Here is a 16,692-nt window from a genome sequence, read left to right as displayed (position 1 = left end):
CTATGTTACCCTCAAGGTTGTTATATTTCTTTATGGAAAATATTATATTTCCATCCATTATTGTTCCAGAGGAGAGATAAACAGCTTTGTTTAATCGATTAAAAGCTTCTAAAGCCGCTCGTACCATTATGGTTGTCGTCATGCTCTCAATTGTTTTTCAGCTCGTTGCGCCAAGCTCGCTTGAGCCGCATCTGCAAGCAGAGTCGTCCTGCGATAAAGATTGCAGCTACTATGACGTAATCGTCATCGGCAGCGAAATTCAAGGCGTTCTGTTGGCGAAAGAGGTTCACAAAGCACGCAAAAGCGTCCTTATTCTTGATCCTCGCACTCAATCCGGAGGAGAGCTCGTTCAAGGACAGATGCACTTTCTGGATATCCCCAATGACCGGAATAACAAGAGCATTGTACAGGGAGAAATTAAATATTTATTTGACGCCTATAAGTCAGGAACCATTCGCAAAGCACATGAATTCAATCAATATTTCAATCATTTAACCCGGGGAATTCCTATTGAAAAGGGCATTACGATTCAGACGATCGAAACGGTGCCGTTAGCAGCAGAAAAGTCTCTGAAATCCATCACCTACCAAACGAAAGACGGCATAACGCGTGAAGTACAAGCGAATTACTGGGTCGAAAATACAGATTTCAACGCCCTTACAGGACTGCTTGAGCTCAAGCGGATACCGGGAATGGAAAGCCTTGTCTCCAAGAAAGATCCCACGCCTGAATATATGTCCTCAACGTTGATGATCAAATTCAAAAATGTGGATTGGTCCAAGCTTCATAAGACGATTCTTAAGGATTATCCGCTGAGGAACGTTCAGAAGAAGTATGGCCCGAACACCTATGTCGATTGGACAATTGCGACCGGCTTCGGAAATTTGATTAATCAATACAAGACTACTGATCCGCAATTGGTGTTAAGAGGCATGAATACGCTCAATCAGAAAAACGGTCGGGCTATTATGAATGCGCTGCTTATTTTTGATGTGGACCCGTCCAATCCGGAGTCAGTTGAAGCGGCTATTTCCAAAGGGTCGGCAGAGGCTCCGCATATTTTGGAATTTTTACGCCAGAACATTCCCGGCTTTGCCAATGCCGAGCTCGACGGTTTTCCGGACTACCTTTACGTAAGAGACTATAACCGTTTTGAAACGGAGCATATTCTCCAGAAAGACGATTTAAAGTCGAACAAGATGTTTTGGGATAATGTGAGCATTGGCGGATATGGAATGGATCTGCAGGCTACAAAACGGATACCGTCAGGAATCGGCTTTGGCTTAACGGACCGCTACGGCATGCCGCTGCGTTCATTCCAGCTCAAGGCTTACGAGAATGTCATTGTCGCAGGCAAAAACGTCGGTGCATCGATTCAGGCTTACGGAAGCGCGAGAATTATGCCGAATACAGCTACAGCTGCCCAAACGATTGGCATCATAATCGGCCGTGAATCGGGCCACAAGCGGCTGAAGGAGCTTACGCCAGATGACTTCAAACGCATTCATAACTATTTGAAAAAAGATTTCAACATCGTGCTTGCCGGTTAATGTTATACGCCGTAATTGGATTTAGAAAAAGGACCTCACTCCCCGCTCTGCTGCGGGTTGTGAGGTCCTTTCGTTTCATGCTGCTATTTCACTTGTACCGTAATCGTCTCGCTGAATGTCGAGCCTGCCGCATTGATTAACTCGCAGCGGTAAACATAACGGCCCGGTGCTCTGCCCTCGATTGCCGTTACTGCCGATTGCGCATTCGGGGTAGCTTCCTTCAAGCTTTTCGTATCGATCAGTTTATCATTCTCATATAGACGGTATTCCGATGCATTCGTTCCCCACCACAGATTCATCGTAACGCTGTAGCTTCCGCTGCCGCTCCAATTGTTGTGGGACAATACCGCTTTACCCGGTGCTGCATCCGTTACATTAACAACATGCGGTGCGCTCGTAGTCGTGCCAAAACGGTTAGTCAGTTCAGCTACATAGATGTAGGTACCGTTCTTTTTGCCGGAAACGTCAACCTGCACGGTTTGCGCTGCTGGAGAGTTGTCTGTCACGCGCTTCGTGCTGATCAGCACGCCATTCTCATAAAGCTTGAATTCCGAGCCGTTGTTGCCCCACCATACATTCATTGTAACCGTATAGCTGCCGCCGCGAAGTCCGCTTGCTTGCCCGTTATTGTCGGAAAGAACAGGCTTGGCAGGCGCTCCTGTTGCCTTAGGCGTTTCTGAAGCTGTAATTTTGAAAGATGCATTGCCTTGCGTAGAATGTCCGGCAAAATCCGTCACTGTATATGCTAGTGTATGGGTGCCTGTGCCCAAAGCTGCTGCATTCAGCGATTGGCCGCTGACAATTGCTTTTCCGTCAAGCAGCAAGCTCTCGGAGGCAATACCGGATTGCGCGTCTGTTCCTTTTAATTCAAAAATCAGCTGAGCTGTATCTGTTACGTCGCTAACTGCTCCGCCATTTTGCGTCAGCACTGCAGCTGGTGCTGTCAAATCAACCTTGACTTCCAAAGCATGCGGCGATTCTTCATTGCCAGCCGCATCAACCGAATAATAGCGAAGTGTGTGAACACCCTCGGTGCCGATTGTAATTGGACCGTTGTAAAGCGCTGCACTGCCTCCGTCAATCGTATAGTACGTTTTAATAGTGCCTGGTTGATCGTCAACTGCCTTCAGCGTGACCGTCACTGCTTCCTTATGCCAGCCGTTTGCTCCGGCAGCCGGTTCAGCCGACAGAGTTGCTGTCGTCACAGGAGCTGCGCTATCCGCTTGATGATGGAAATCGCTGATGCCTCTAGGCTTAAGCTGATACACACCTTTGAAAATAGCGGCTACGCCAGTAATATCAACAACATCGCCTTCTGCGTATGGGAAGTTGGCAAGCGTCAAGCCCGTACGGACATCAACCCGAACATGGTTGCTCACATTTCCTTTTACAGCGTCAAATTCAAAAGAACCGGCAGGTGTTGCTGTAATGATATTGCTGATTTTCACATCAGTGAGTTGAATAAGCTGCCCTTGCAGACCATCGGTAATAGCGCCAACTTGTGCTGCAACTGGAAGCGAAGCTGTTCCTGTCTTCTCGATGGCTGCAACATCAGCCAGCTCCAGTTCAGTATTGTACAGCGCGAGCGGTGCGGTAACCTTCACAACGTCGCCTTGATGGAAGCCGCTTTGCGACTGGAAGACATAAATACCGCCTGTAGCGTCTTGCAGATAGAACGCCTGGCCGCCAAATGCGCCCGGCTCTGTCGTTACGACGCCTTCAACCGTAACCGTCGTACCTTCTGCTTTGCTCCGTGCTTCTGCTACTGTAATTTTCGCCGGAATGGGGCCTTCTTCTACCGGCAGCGGTTCTGCCGGCACATCCGCGATCGACACCGTATTCGTGATCAGGTTGGTACCGTTCAAGCGGAGACGCAGGCTGGCTGTGCTGCTGACCGTTCCCCCTTTGATCCGGACCGTAATATCCTTAACTGCTCGTCCCTTGCTGTCGGAGGTAACGCTGAAATTCGAGCTGTAGCCATACGCCGTCGGCCAAGTGCCGTCATCCTTCTGGAACAACGCAACTTGCGTGCCGCCGGTCAAATAAATGCCAGTGCTAAAGCCGGATACCGTCGTATTCGGAGCCAAATTCGTTACAACAACACGAATCTGGAAGTCTTGCGCATTCGGAAGCTGCGCCTGGTTTACAAAGCTGTAAGCTGCCGGGGCACTAGTTGTAGTACCGCCGTATGAGCCAGGCTTGAACGTAGAGCTGTCATACCATTTGTAGCCGGCTGCAGGTGCTGCCCAAGGCTCTGCTTGAGGCTCTGTCGACAAGGCCGGCGTTTCCATCGGAAGCAGCGCTGTCGGCTGGTCAAGCTGCAAGCCTGCTACTTGATCCAAGCTTGTATAGCTCTCTTTCTTGGAAAGCCAGTTAATAACATTGACTAGCAGAACTCCGTCGTTTTGTTCTTTAAAACCGTCGTATGTCGTTTTCTTAGCGCCTGTTTCCTCGCGCAAATATTTCGGAGTTGCATCTTCGACCGGCGACGAGTCACCGATAAAAGCAGCTTTGCCCGCGCCCTTTTTGGCTACGGCCACATAAGGCCCTTCTGCAACGCCGCCGCCATTGTAGACGCCTTGGTCAACCGCGCTGCCCCATGCTGCATTCGTTTTTGGCAAATATACGATCCCTTTCGCTTTCGTCGGATCTGTAATTGCCAGCGTCGATCCGGCGTGCATCGCTACGGCGTTCACGCCCTGCGTAATGCCGAAGGCTTGGCTTGGCGCTACGATGTTGTTCGCATCAATATCCCCCAGCGCGTTGTAACGGAAGCGGACGCCGAAGTTGTCGCTCAGCCAATCGGAGCTGACTACGCCTTGCATAGCTGCTGAGTTTCTCTCCTCAGCGCTCATGCCTTTGGCCGGATCGGTCCAAGCTCCACGGCGGTAGCCGTTGATGGCTTCCGAGCCGTCCCAGCGGTTTTTGTTGCGGTCAGCGTTGTAATGATCGCCGATGAAGAAGATGCTGCCGCCGCCTTGTACATATTGCTCCATAGCAGCCTGCTCGCTTTGCTTGAACGGAATGTTCGGCTCCGCGATAACGAATACGTCATAGTCCTTCAAATCATTGAAGTTGAAGGGCAAAGCTTTGCGCAGCTCTTTGACATAATAGCCGTCTGCCGCAAGTGCTTGTCCAAAGTCGGAAAAGCCGCCGTCAATCACCCAGTCCGCTGCACCTGATGTTTGAGCGTGCGTATTGTCGAACAACACTTTTTTACCTGCATTTCCATTAACGACCTTCGCTTCAATATACGGTGCCGGATCGACCGGCCCTTCTGCATGCACTGTCTCATAATTGCGGATTAATCCGGTTTGAATCGACAGTACGAGTGATAACAGTATCGCCAGCTTGACACCTTTCTTCTTAAAAAACTCCAGCCCTCTCATCCCATGCCTCCTAATTTTCGATAAGACGTAGTTTGAATCCGCCATTAGTTTAGCACGATATTTTTGACAGAAGTGATAGGTTATTGTAAAGGCCAAGCTGGCGCTGAAATGTCCAATTTACGGCAAAAAGAGATCCGTTACTATCGCACTACTCGTCAAAGTCCATAGTCCCTGACCTCTGAATCGGAAGACTTACTCGAGCGAAGCAAGTTCGCAATTTAGCGAACCTTGCTTCGCTGCTGCCTGCCAGCCGAGTTGATTGCAGAGGTACAACGAACTAAAATTCGCTATTCGCGAATCTAGGTTCGCGGATAACGAATTTTAGTTCGCAAATGCCACACTCGATCGCTGTTGAGGCATCCACAGCGAAATTCGCTTCGCTATATTGCGAAGCTGCTTCGCTCGCGGACATTGGCTGCGCCGAGTTCTTGCATAGCATCTCAGCTTCGCTCGCGGCCTGGACTGCGCCAAGTCCGGCACCTTCTGCGCATCTGTGCTTCGCGTATATTGCGAAGCTGCTTCGCTCGCGGGCTCTGGCTGCGCCAAGTCCGGCACCTTTCTGCGCATCTGTGCTTCGCGTATATTGCGAAGCTGCTTCGCTCGCGGGCTCGCACTGCGCCAAGTCCGGCACCTTTCTGCGCATCTTGGTGCCCGCTTTTGCACAGCAAATACGCTCGCAGCAGTAAGCGGAGTCCGCTTGGACTCCGCTAATCCTCACGCAGCAAAAAAGCAGCCCCTCGCGAGGCTGCTCTATCTTTTACATATCCCAGTTCACTTTGCCAGCAGTCGGAGCTATGTTTTGTCGTTGCCCTCATTCGGCGGGGCAGGCGAGGAATCAGCGGACTCATCCGCAGGTATGAATTCCTCGTTCTCCTCCCAGGAATCCTCCTCTTCCTCCAGCATAGAATTAGCTTCGCGACTGTCAGCGAGGACAAATGTTTTTCCCGCCTTCCTTAGGGTGAAGAAGACAATAGTTAATGCCAGCGTCCCAAGCAGCATAATAGGTATCATCGTGAGAAGCACATCACTCGTTGCGTTCATGCTGAAAGGAAGTACAATCAAGGCTGCCGCTGATACAAACGTAAAGAAACGTCTTCTTGCTCGGACGCTGTAGGCTAATTCTCTTTTTCCCTCTTGCAAAGCATGCTTATGAAGCGCTGACAGAAAGCTGTTCAGCATAAGCAGCAGAGCCAGCAAAACTGCACCCAAATAAATTAGGCTGGGGAGGGAAAAAACAATTTCATTAGTCGTTAATTGAATACTGCTGCCCGGCCAAAGCGGCAGTATCTCGCTTAACGATGCAACTGCCAACAGAATTGCAAATGGCTTCGCCTTGCGATAATCGCTGTAGTAATTCTCAAGCGACCGAATACCGCTCCAAATCATACAATAGCCGATAAAATCAGGTAAAATATCGAAAAAGCCAAATCGGATATCCAATATGGTCAATAAAAGGCCCCAGCTCATCCGGTAAAAAGCTCTACTCACGGCTGTCGCCTCCTTCCCTCGACTTCACATAGGAACGAAGGTCACTGCCGTACAGCTGTGGTTGCATATAGAAAGTTTGCGCTCCTAATGAGCCGCCTTTCTCATCCCAATAATTAATTCGCACGATAAATGACTGGAATCGTCTTTTATCATTTTTAGGCATGCGAGAGCTGTAAGTTACATGAAAGCCTGTGCTTTTTTTCAGTTGAATCGGAAACGAAGCAACGTCTGCAGCATCTATTCCATTCGCTTTAACGTCTAGTATTCCTTGGAGCATTTCGGGAAAACTATAATCGACAGCTGCAATTGTTAAGTCTCGAGTGGTTGTGTAACTGGCTGATCCGGTCCCGCCCGATGAGGCATGAACCGACTGCTGCTCCAAAGCCCGCTCCTCTCTGCGCTCCGGATAAACGATGATTTTGCCGATCGATACCGTTTCATTCTCTCCGCCAGTTGTATAGTACACCTTCAATTGATCAATAATTAGCGGCTCTTTCAGCTGCTCCATTTCCTCTTTAATGACAGGCGAGACGATGGCTTCCTTCAGCTGCAGCCGCCCTTGCTCTTCTCGAATTTGCGTATGCTCTACCTGCAGAAGCTGCCCGTTTGGCAGTTCAAAATATCCCGCTTCTCTGCGATCATCCTTATTCAACACATAGTATAGGCTTGTATGCTCGAACAACGATGCAGGCATCTCATAATAATGCTGCAGAAAAATCGGCTGCTCCAGTTTTTGCATTTTATAATACCAAAGATTCCCGCCCCATGAGACAGCTATGACGAGCAAAAGCAAACCCATTCCATATTTCCGCATTACCCTCCCCCTCCGTTTTCAACATTTTTCTATTTTAGATTAGACGCTGGAAAAAGGTAATGGTTTCATAATTGGGGGAATTTATCCGAAATCAGAAATCGGAAAAATGCCATTTACAATCCTGAAAAGGTGTGCTATCTTTATTTCCACAGTTATCGAAATAATGACGCAGCAAAAAAAGGTGAGGGACGATGGCAGGGGATACCGAGGAAGTACGTCAAGCCGTAAAAGTATACAAAGCATTGGGAGAGCCTACCCGGATTAAAATCGCTCTTCTGCTTATGGATGAGAAAAATTTGTGCTGCTCGGATATCGGGAGCAAACTCGAAAAGGTGGCAGGCTCAACGCTGTCTCATCACTTGAAGCAGTTGACGGAATGCGGGCTTCTTCATACGCGCAAAGACGGCACCTACATCTACTACAGCATTGACCGCGAGCTGGCGCGGAGATATGCCCCTTATTTGCTGGAGTAATTTTTTTTCGTCGTTATTTCTATATATTTAGAAATATAAAATATTAGAGTTGGAGTGGAGAGAGGAGCAATTCATTTATGTCGCAAGTGTGGAAAATTTACTTGCTGGCTGTCATCAGCTTTCTTGTAGGTACCTCTGAGTTTATTATCGCAGGTATTCTGGATCGGGTCGCCGCAGATCTTCACGTATCCGTATCGGCAGCCGGCCAGCTTATTACCGTATTCTCGATTGCTTACGCATTCGGTACGCCTTTTTTAATTGCCTTCACTTCCCGGATGGAACGAAGGAAGCTTCTCCTCTACTCGCTTGCTATATTTGCCGTAGCCAACGGCATTGCTGCAGTATTGTCCGGATTTGAATTTCTGATCATTTCGCGAATTATTCTGGCGCTTAGCGCAGGCGTATTCGTCGTAACCTCTTTGACTGTCGTCTCTGCACTGGCTCCGCCGGAGAAGCAGGGCAGCGCGATCGCTACTGTCGTAATGGGCTTTAGTGCCGCACTCATTGTGGGTGTACCTCTAGGAAGGGTCATAGCATCCGTCTACAGCTGGCAAATGATTTTCGGAGGAATTGGTGTACTAGGCCTGCTTTCCATGCTTCTTATCGCGTTCTTCATTCCGAAAATGAATGGCGATGAGCCGATACCGCTCCGCAACCAGCTGAAACTGTTTAAAGAGCCGCGTATTACGGCGGCCCTGCTGGTTACTTTTTTCTGGATCGGCGGCTATTCTATCGCTTATACGTATATATCACCGTTCCTGCTGGAGGTTACCGGCATGAGCGAGCAAGGGGTCAGCATCGGCCTGTTTGCCTTTGGCATCGCCAGTCTGTTCGGTTCGAAGCTGGGCGGTTTTAGCACAGATCGCTGGGGAGCCCCTCGAACGCTTATCGGGGGCATGTCTCTGCAAATTGTTGCGCTGCTGCTGCTTGCAGCCGCTGGCCAGTCTGCTGCTCTAATGTTCCCTCTATTGATGCTTTGGGCATTCTCAGCCTGGTCTTCTGGTCCAACGCAGCAGTATAACCTGATTAGCATGGCTCCAGGCGCCACCGGTATTATGCTCAGCTTGAACAGCTCCGTGCTGCAGTTAGGCATGGCTGCAGGCGCGGCGCTGGGCGGCATCGTCGTTGAGCAGGGCTCGCTGCATGCGGTAAGCTGGATCGGCGCCGTTGGCGTTGCTATAGCGGTCAGCATCACAACCATTGCCTACCGCCGATCCGTTCGTTCCCGCTCCAACAGCAGCGAAGATCGCAGCGCGACTGCGGAAGAAAGACAAGTGTTAAAAAGCGGCGCTTAAATGGCGAGAGAGGCGGATGAGGACACGGACGGCTTATTATTTTCCCATACGCTGCTCGGAATTTCTTTTCTAAGCACTGGAGCAACCTCGTCCGCAAACCGCTGCACTTGCTCACGCTGCTCGGCTTCGGTCAATCCGTCGACAGATATGCTAAGCACTTGATTGCCGAACGCTTCATAGTAATTCAAAATTTTCTCAATGACGCTGTCGGGACTGCCCACCAATGTAGGGCCGTTCTCGATACTGTCTTCAAGTCCCTTAAATGGCGAATTGTTGTGAAGCGCCGCTCCCGTTCCTTGAAATGCATCATAATAAGGCCGGAATCGGCTGATCGCCTCTTCACGGGTATTAGCCAAATAAAGGCTTCCCGCCCCTGAGCCGACAACGGCTTTTTTCGGATCATGTCCGTAATAAGCGAGACGTTCCCTATAATGATCGATTAATGCTTTATATTTCGCTTGCGGGTGAAACGTATTTGATGAGAATAACGGCTCGCCATATTTCGCCGCCAGCTCGGTGGAATTGGTGCTCGAGGCACTTCCGTGCCAGACTGGAATAGAGGCTTGGAACGGCCTTGGATAAGTCGTTACTCCCTCCAGCGCAGGCCGATATTTCCCTTGCCAGGTTACGTTCTCCTCATTCCACAGCTGCTTGAGGAGGGCGTACCGCTCGGCAAGCGATTCCCACTGTTCCTCCTCCTTGATGCCAAAGAGCGGATAGTGGCGAGGGTCATTGCCCTTGCCGATGATCAGCTCCAGCCTTCCCTCGGAGAGATGGTCCAGCGTTGCATAGTCCTCAGCGACCCTTACCGGGTCGAGTATACTCAGTACCGTTACCGTCGTCAGCAAGCGGATTTTGGAGGTGCGTGCAGCTATTGCGGCAAGCACCACGGGAGGCGAGGAGGACAGAAACGGCTCTCCATGCCGTTCGCCCACCCCATATGCCTCAAAGCCAACCTCCTCCGCCAATGCCGCTTGCTTTAATATATTTTGAAATTTTTGCTGCGAAGTCAGTGTCTCCCCGCTTACCGCGTTTGGGACATTCATCATAATGCTGAACAATGCAAATTTCATATGACCCTCAGCTCCGTTCCCTTATGCTTTTCCATTAATTTGAACTATTCTAGCACGGCTGGTTACTTGGAGCAATTAAATTCTTATAATTCCTATTATAATACTATTCTATAGTACATTAAATAATTCTATATTGGATTGAGATAAACGCCTGAAGACGATGATTGTTGACTCGGCTGCGTAAAAAAAGACCCTTTGGGGTCTTTTTTTGTGCGGGGAACTAATTGACGCAGGTTGCCTGACTCGAATGAAGCTTGTTTGTGCAGCTCTTGCGTGGTGCAAACTGCGGCGTTCTGAAGCTGCTATTTTGTTGTAACCCAGTAGACCTACTAGACCCTCAAAAGGTTTTAACGTAGTCACAGCACACTCCGCTGCTCGTTTTACGGAGGCAATTGTTCCATTAAGGCTCTCTGAGCCTTTTAACCTCTCAGAAATTTATTAGTTTCAACACATTAAGCCCCTCTCGGGGTCTTAACAGTCTGAATCCGCGCTCCTCTGCTCGTTTTTACGGGGAAGACAGCTACCTTAAAGCCCTCTCAGGGCCTTAACCTCTCAATAATTCAATCATTTCGGACTGTTAAGACCCTCCCAGGGTCTTAACAGTATGAATTTGCGCTCCTCTGCTCGTTTTTACGGGGAAGACAGCTACCTTAAAGCCCTCTCAGGGCTTTAACCTATCAATAATTCAATTATTTCGGACTGTTAAGACCCTCCCGGGGTCTTAACAGTCCGAAACCAAGCTCCGTTGCTCGTTTTTACGGGGGCAGCTATTCCCTTAAGGCCCTCAGTGACTCTTAACCTCAAGCTTGCAGAGCCCTCCCCTAGCATAAAAAAGAGACGGTACAGGAATTTATCCTGCACCGCCTCTTATCACAATTACTTATTTGCCTTTAAGCGCGTCCAAGCCAAGGGCCAGAGAGCCGCTAAGGCCGGCGTTGTCGCCAAGACCCGGAGGTACGATGAAGCTGTCGAGACCGCTTACGATCTCTTTGGCACTTACGTAGCCGTTAAGCTGCTTGCGCACTTCCTCGCGAATCATCGGAAAAAGCTGCAGTTGATGCATAACACCGCCGCCGAGAATTACTTTTTTCGGGGAAAGCATCAGAATCACGTTGCTAACCGCTTGTCCGAGATAATAAGCTTCCAGCGCCCAAGCCGGGTGATCTACCGGCAGCTCGCTGCCTTTTACTTTCCAGCGCTTCTCCAATGCGGGACCTGCCGCCATCCCCTCCAAGCAATCTCCGTGATAAGGGCAGAAGCCTTCATAGTCATCGTCAGCATGACGGCGGGTCAGCACGTGACCGCCTTCCGGGTGAACAAGACCGTGAACCAGTTTACCTTCACTATATACGCCAACTCCGACGCCCGTACCAACCGTATAATAAACGCAGCTGTCGAGCCCTTTTGCAGCACCCCATGTCGCTTCGCCAAAAGCAGCAGCGTTCACGTCGGTATCCCAGCCGAAAGGAACATCGAAATTGCGCTTCATCGTGCCTAGAAAATCAAAACCAGACCAGCCCGGCTTTGGTGTCGTCGTTACATGACCGTAAGTAGGACTTGCTTTATCAATATCAATCGGACCAAATGTACCGATACCGATTGCCTCGACTCCCTTGCCCTCGAAATATGCGATGACATTTGCCATTGTGCTCTCCGGATGCTCCGTTGGAAAACTTACGCGATCCTCAATTACGCCTTCTTCATTGCCGATGCCGCAGACAAATTTCGTTCCGCCTGCTTCAATCGCTCCAATACGCACTTATAAGTCAACTCCTTCTAAGTAATAACTCTACTATCGGCTAGACGCCGACGAATTGCAATCCCTAATTGCTCAAAAACTATTATAACCGATAAACATAAGGATCTTTCGGTGCAGCAATCGGCTTCCACGACGTCACCTGCAGCACTGGAATGGTCTGCTTGAATGGCTGGTAAAACTCCCAAGTGAGCTTCCCGGTTACGTTAATCCAATCATTATCTTTCAAATTCGTATTTTTCGGAAAATCGACTAGCATGCCGAATACACCGGAATCCGCCACACAATGAATGAAGCCGAAGCGAAACACAAAGAAATGATTGCCGTCTACCTGCTCGCCCTTGTAGGCAAAACCGTCAAAGCTAATAGACGCCCCCATAAACTGCCCCGGATTGTTGTACAGCGCCTCCATACCCTTCAAATAATTGCTGTCGTTCAACTCGATCTGCCCCATGCCTGCAAATTCGGACAGCTCTTTCTTCTTCAGCTTCTCATAACCTTCCTTACCATAAAACACGCTGGAATCCGGCTTTAGAAACTGATGCTGTCCGGGATTATTTTCTGCTTCCTCAAAGGTTGGAAAAGAGAAGCCCTTCGCCTTTACAAAGCTGGAGTCGAGCGTTTGTACCGGGAGGAAGATACCCGTAAGAATCGGTACGATTAAAATAAAATAACCGAGGACCCGCTTCCATCTGGAGGACGGTTCATGCGAATGGCCAAAATGACTGTCATCGCCATCATGATGGTGATGATTATCGCTATGTGAATGATGATCATGACTATGAGTGTGATCACCATGGCCATGTGTATGATGATCATGACTATGAGTGTGATCACCATGGCCATGTGTATGATGATCATGCGCATGAACGTGACCAAAGCTATGCTCATGGTCATGCGTTCTTTCCTCGCCCTCGCTATGCACATCACCAGCCCAGCCAGCATGCTCCTTAGCATGAGCGGCCGCAGCAGCCTCGGCCCTCGCCTTTTCCGCCCCTTCCTTTTGATAGATACGGACAAACTCAACAATCGCGAGCACAGCGAGCAGAACAATCGCGCTAATCGAGAGATAAGCGTATTTCATGTTAATATATTTGTTCAAATCGCCGCTGCTATGCATCAAGGCGAACATAAGTATAAAACCAATCAAAATATAAAGACGCGTCATCCGAACAACCTCCCTACCAGCAATGATCCGGCCAAAGTAAACAGCGTCACCAAAGCGATAAGCACCGCTACAAATTTTCCTTTAAACGATGCCAGAAGCATAATCGTATTTTTAATATCGATCATCGGGCCATAGACCAGAAAGGCCGAAAGCGCGCCTGTGGAAAATGTGCTTCGGAAGGATGAAGCAATAAACGCATCTGCTTCCGAGCATAGGGACATCGTAAAGGCGAGCCCAATCATAATTAAAGAAGCCGTCAGCGGATTGCTGCCTAAATGCAGCAGTGTCGAGGTCGGGATGAAGGTCTGCATGCAAGCAGCGATAAAAGCGCCTAGCACGAGATATTTTCCAACTGAGAAAAACTCCTCCACACTGTGGCTGAGCACATCCATGAGCTGATGCTTTAATGGAGGCTTTGGAGGCTCCACGGGAATTGACTGCATATCCGAGATAGCAAGTGCGGCTGCGGCCTGCTGCTCCGCAACGGATAGACGCAGCGGCAATACAGGAAACAAAAAGCCTATTATGATCGATACGGCCAAAGCAACCGCGATAGCTAGCCCTGCCCGGATACCCACCATTTTCCAATCATTGCCGAAAGCGATATAGGTGGCAAACAATACAACCGGATTAATGATAGGACCTGTCAGCATGAAGCCGATGCCGGCGTTCAGCGGAACCCCTTTTTTCAACAGCCTTCTCGTAATGGGAACGATTCCGCACTCGCAAGCCGGGAAAAAGATTCCGATCCCGCAGCCGATCAAAGACGCTAGAAACCGGTTTTTCGGCATCATGCGGGCGATCCATTTTTCAGTTAAAAAAATTTGAATAAAGCCGGAGATCAAGACGCCTAACAGCACGAACGGAATAGCCTCCATAATCATGCTCAAAAAAATCGTGTTCAACTGCAGTATCGTTTTCACCGTCATGCCTCCGTCGGTTTGCTCTCTCATTCTAGCGCATTCCCTATTATGAAACATGTCTAAACGATTAGCCAGTGCAGTTTGTTTTACGATGAAATCACTCTCATACAAAAATAGTTCTTAAGAATTACTTTTCACATATTATTCATAGTTTCTAAGTCGCATTTTATGCTATAATTTCCATATCCACCATGATCGTCATAGTGGATTTATTAGCGTGACATGCATGAATGAACGAGAGGATTGCATACAACATGACGAAGGCAACGACATTCTGCAAAGTAACCGGCGATTTGAATAACGGAGAGCTCCTCTTCAGAATAGGCAAGTGGAAACTGTTGATCGAAACGAATCGGTATTATGAGATTAAACCGGAGACCGGCGCCGTAAAACGGCTCTATAAAGAGAAGCTGAACACCATCTGTGAAGAAAGCAAACATTTTGCACACGGCTTCCTCTCTTGCTCCGCCTTTTGCCGAGAAGACCAAATCCACGACATGAAGCTTCAAATCATCCATAAACTGGAGTCCAATATCCAAACCTACTTAAATGAGCTGGAAATAAACCAACTAGCTATTCAACAACAATACCACCAGCTGCAGCTTGCCGGATCGCCCGGTGAATCCTAGCAGAAGCCCGCAAAAAGACCGTCCCTTCCTCCTATGATCAGGAAGTGGGACGGTCTTTTTGTTGCTCTCAGTCCTCTGGAAAGGTGAAGATAGCTATACTCGCTACGCTCAATGTATAATTATGTAAATCAGACAGTGAGGCGAGTGCGGGAACGAATCAGGTTCGCTAAATAGTGAACCTGGTTTCGCTCATTGGCGGCATGCAGCAGTGACCGCATCAGATAGCGAACCATATTTAGTTGCTCATGAACCTAAGTTCTCCAACAGCGAAATTTGGTTCGCTAATACCCGATGCTACACAGAAGTAGCTCCATTAGCGAAATTCAGTTCGTTATACAGCGAAGCTGCTTCGTTAATGCTCAATGTAACTCGTAATTAAGAAAGGATGTCTATCATGCGCTTTAATAAAGCTGCAGTTATTGTATTGATCTCCTCGGTGTTGCTTGCTGGCTGCACTGTTGCTCAACCGAATAAGAAGACTAAAGAAATCGACAGCAAAGTCAGCCTTCAATCATTTAACGTAGAAAACATTAAAGCAAGAGTAACTTCCTTCGAAGAAGGCGGCCGCCCTTATGAGGGTGTTCAGTATGACATCACCGCTTTGGTTGAACAAATACCGGAAGATCAGCTTCGTGAACTGGCAATCGAGCTTCATTATACAGGCAAGACAGCCGAGATTCTGGGGGTCAATGAATCCGGTTATATAAAGGGATACACACTAGTAGAAAGCGGTTCAATCTCACAGAAAATTGTTACTAATGCAGCCGTGCTCCGTTCCCCGCCGCTGTCCAAGCAGGATTTGAACTATTTACTAAGTGAAGAGGCATTGAACGATATAACGATTGCGGCACACGATAAAGAAGGCAACCGAATAAACTAGACTTCTTTGCCGCCTATCTATACAACAACCAGGGTCACATCCACTCCAAACCGAACTTAAATAAAAAGCAATCCGGTGCCATTAAGGAACCGGATTGCTTGGTATGACCACATGAAGTTCCAGCATGCGGGACGCACATGTGGTAACGTCTACAGAGTTAGGTGGATGTCGCAGCATGTTATGAACTAGACTTTCCTGGCCAAAGCTCTAAACAACCGTCTCTGCTAGTCTTCAACCTTTTGGATTTTTGCCGGGTTGTTGATTTTGTAAGGTACCGGGTGCTTCGTCAGCTTCTTGGCTACAACTTTAGCATCGAATTGGATCGTATCGCCGACTTCAAGCTCCAGCTTCTTCAAGGTCGCGCTATGGCTGGACCATGCTAGACCGACATCCGTCGAAGACTCCAGAATGGCCACCGCTTCATAAATAATAACCTCGTCATCCGTATCGGAGAAATGGTTCGGGACAGTCGTAAATTCCTGCACAGTCGCCGTCAGCCTGACTTTCTCCTCAGGCAGCTCAAGCTTTGGCGCTTTCTCCTTCTTCGCCTTCGGCGGCGCTTTCGGCTTCGCTGCCACTTTCTCCGCAGCAGGCTCGTCCGCTTCACTTGCAGCGTCTGGTTTCGCTGACACGGACGCCTCCTCGCTGCCGCCAGCAGCAGCTTCACTTGCCTTCACCGACTCCGCATCCACATTAGCAGCAATGTCGCCTGCATCCACAGACCCCGCCGTCACACTATCCACAGCTTCACTTGCCTTCACAGACCCAGCTGCCGCATCAGCCGCAGCTTCGCCTGCCTGGGCCAGCTCAGCAGCTCCTTGCTCCCCATCGCCACCGTCGAACTCCGGCTGCGCTGCAGCATCTATTGCCTCTGCTGCTTCCACGTCTTCGCCAGCATCAGTCTCCGCCGCTGCGGCCGTCTTCACGCCGCTGTAGTTGGAAGCCTGCATCTCCTTCAAATACGAAGGATGAATGCAATGCCGTACAGCACCGTCCCCCAGCTCGATAACAGCTGTCAGCTTGTCGGCATAGCCAATAATGGAGACCGCCTCATTCAAGCCGTTTCCTTTATAGTAAAACACCTTATTCTTCGTCGCTTTATCTGAAAGCAAGCCCCATTCTTTGCACTGGGCGAGCTGCGCTGCCTCATTCTCAAATACCGTATAATCAGCAGGTTCGATTGCAAATGGATAAGCCATCTAATCTCCGCCTTTCTCTCATCGTTATGTACCATTGTAGCATGATTCATAATGA

At 49.1% G+C, this 16,692-nt stretch carries 14 protein-coding genes; 5 read left to right on the top strand and 9 right to left on the bottom strand.

The features are described 5' to 3' along the window. Nucleotides 1–86 precede the first annotated feature (86 nt). Nucleotides 87–1,550 carry an FAD-dependent oxidoreductase gene (locus ACFVVF_RS13100; RefSeq protein ID WP_387809820.1) on the top strand — a complete coding sequence of 488 codons (1,464 nt, stop codon included), beginning with the start codon at nucleotides 87–89 and terminating at the stop codon, nucleotides 1,548–1,550. 83 nt (nucleotides 1,551–1,633) lie between these two features. Here the strand turns inward: ACFVVF_RS13100 and ACFVVF_RS13095 are convergent, their stop codons facing one another. The 4 genes from ACFVVF_RS13095 to ACFVVF_RS13080 form a co-directional block, all read right to left on the bottom strand. After that, nucleotides 1,634–4,939 (bottom strand): OmpL47-type beta-barrel domain-containing protein, encoded by a 3,306-nt coding sequence (locus ACFVVF_RS13095; protein ID WP_387809817.1) that lies wholly within the window; start codon nucleotides 4,937–4,939, stop codon nucleotides 1,634–1,636. Between the two features lie 277 nt (nucleotides 4,940–5,216). Next, a complete protein-coding gene (locus tag ACFVVF_RS13090; protein ID WP_387809815.1) occupies nucleotides 5,217–5,657 on the bottom strand; it encodes a hypothetical protein in 441 nt (146 codons plus the stop codon). Between the two features lie 74 nt (nucleotides 5,658–5,731). Beyond that, nucleotides 5,732–6,427, bottom strand: coding sequence for a hypothetical protein (locus ACFVVF_RS13085; protein WP_387809812.1), 696 nt, complete (start codon nucleotides 6,425–6,427; stop codon nucleotides 5,732–5,734). Then, nucleotides 6,420–7,226, bottom strand: coding sequence for a hypothetical protein (locus ACFVVF_RS13080; RefSeq protein WP_387809810.1), 807 nt, complete (start codon nucleotides 7,224–7,226; stop codon nucleotides 6,420–6,422). The genes ACFVVF_RS13085 and ACFVVF_RS13080 overlap by 8 nt, the downstream gene beginning before the upstream one ends. A 206-nt stretch (nucleotides 7,227–7,432) precedes the next feature. Here ACFVVF_RS13080 and ACFVVF_RS13075 point away from each other — a divergent pair, with 206 nt between their 5' ends. Then, entirely contained in the window at nucleotides 7,433–7,714 is a 282-nt protein-coding gene (locus ACFVVF_RS13075; RefSeq protein WP_387809807.1) for an ArsR/SmtB family transcription factor, read from the top strand. 77 nt (nucleotides 7,715–7,791) lie between these two features. Further along, nucleotides 7,792–9,009, top strand: coding sequence for an MFS transporter (locus ACFVVF_RS13070; RefSeq protein WP_387809804.1), 1,218 nt, complete (start codon nucleotides 7,792–7,794; stop codon nucleotides 9,007–9,009). Here ACFVVF_RS13070 and ACFVVF_RS13065 read toward each other — a convergent pair. The 4 genes from ACFVVF_RS13065 to ACFVVF_RS13050 all read right to left on the bottom strand — a co-directional run bounded on the left by ACFVVF_RS13065 (nucleotide 9,006) and on the right by ACFVVF_RS13050 (nucleotide 13,935). After that, nucleotides 9,006–10,082: an LLM class flavin-dependent oxidoreductase gene (locus tag ACFVVF_RS13065; protein WP_387809801.1), complete on the bottom strand. Its 1,077-nt coding sequence runs from the start codon at nucleotides 10,080–10,082 to the stop codon at nucleotides 9,006–9,008. The two genes, ACFVVF_RS13070 and ACFVVF_RS13065, sit on opposite strands and share 4 nt — an antisense overlap. Nucleotides 10,083–10,962: 880 nt before the next feature. After that, nucleotides 10,963–11,841 (bottom strand): ROK family protein, encoded by an 879-nt coding sequence (locus ACFVVF_RS13060; protein WP_387809798.1) that lies wholly within the window; start codon nucleotides 11,839–11,841, stop codon nucleotides 10,963–10,965. Between the two features lie 82 nt (nucleotides 11,842–11,923). Continuing rightward, nucleotides 11,924–13,006, bottom strand: a complete 1,083-nt coding sequence (locus ACFVVF_RS13055; RefSeq protein ID WP_387809795.1) for a TIGR03943 family putative permease subunit — start codon at nucleotides 13,004–13,006, stop codon at nucleotides 11,924–11,926. Then, nucleotides 13,003–13,935: a permease gene (locus ACFVVF_RS13050; RefSeq protein ID WP_387811425.1), complete on the bottom strand. Its 933-nt coding sequence runs from the start codon at nucleotides 13,933–13,935 to the stop codon at nucleotides 13,003–13,005. The genes ACFVVF_RS13055 and ACFVVF_RS13050 overlap by 4 nt, the downstream gene beginning before the upstream one ends. Before the next feature lie 248 nt (nucleotides 13,936–14,183). Here ACFVVF_RS13050 and ACFVVF_RS13045 point away from each other — a divergent pair, with 248 nt between their 5' ends. Further along, the gene (locus ACFVVF_RS13045) at nucleotides 14,184–14,558 is read left to right on the top strand and encodes a hypothetical protein (RefSeq protein ID WP_387809792.1); all 375 of its coding nucleotides are present in this window, start codon (nucleotides 14,184–14,186) and stop codon (nucleotides 14,556–14,558) included. Between the two features lie 394 nt (nucleotides 14,559–14,952). After that, on the top strand, nucleotides 14,953–15,438 hold the full coding sequence (locus ACFVVF_RS13040; protein ID WP_387809790.1) for a hypothetical protein: 486 nt from the start codon (nucleotides 14,953–14,955) through the stop codon (nucleotides 15,436–15,438). Between the two features lie 224 nt (nucleotides 15,439–15,662). On the opposite strand, the gene ACFVVF_RS13035 is transcribed toward ACFVVF_RS13040, so the two are convergent. Beyond that, nucleotides 15,663–16,637: a hypothetical protein gene (locus ACFVVF_RS13035; protein ID WP_387809787.1), complete on the bottom strand. Its 975-nt coding sequence runs from the start codon at nucleotides 16,635–16,637 to the stop codon at nucleotides 15,663–15,665. Between the last annotated feature and the right edge of the window lie 55 nt (nucleotides 16,638–16,692).

It is taken from the genome of Paenibacillus sp. NPDC058174, assembly GCF_042883865.1.
Taxonomy (GTDB): domain Bacteria; phylum Bacillota; class Bacilli; order Paenibacillales; family Paenibacillaceae; genus Pristimantibacillus.
The sequence above is the reverse complement of the archived record's forward strand: the minus strand, read 5'-3'. Positions and strand labels throughout refer to the sequence as shown.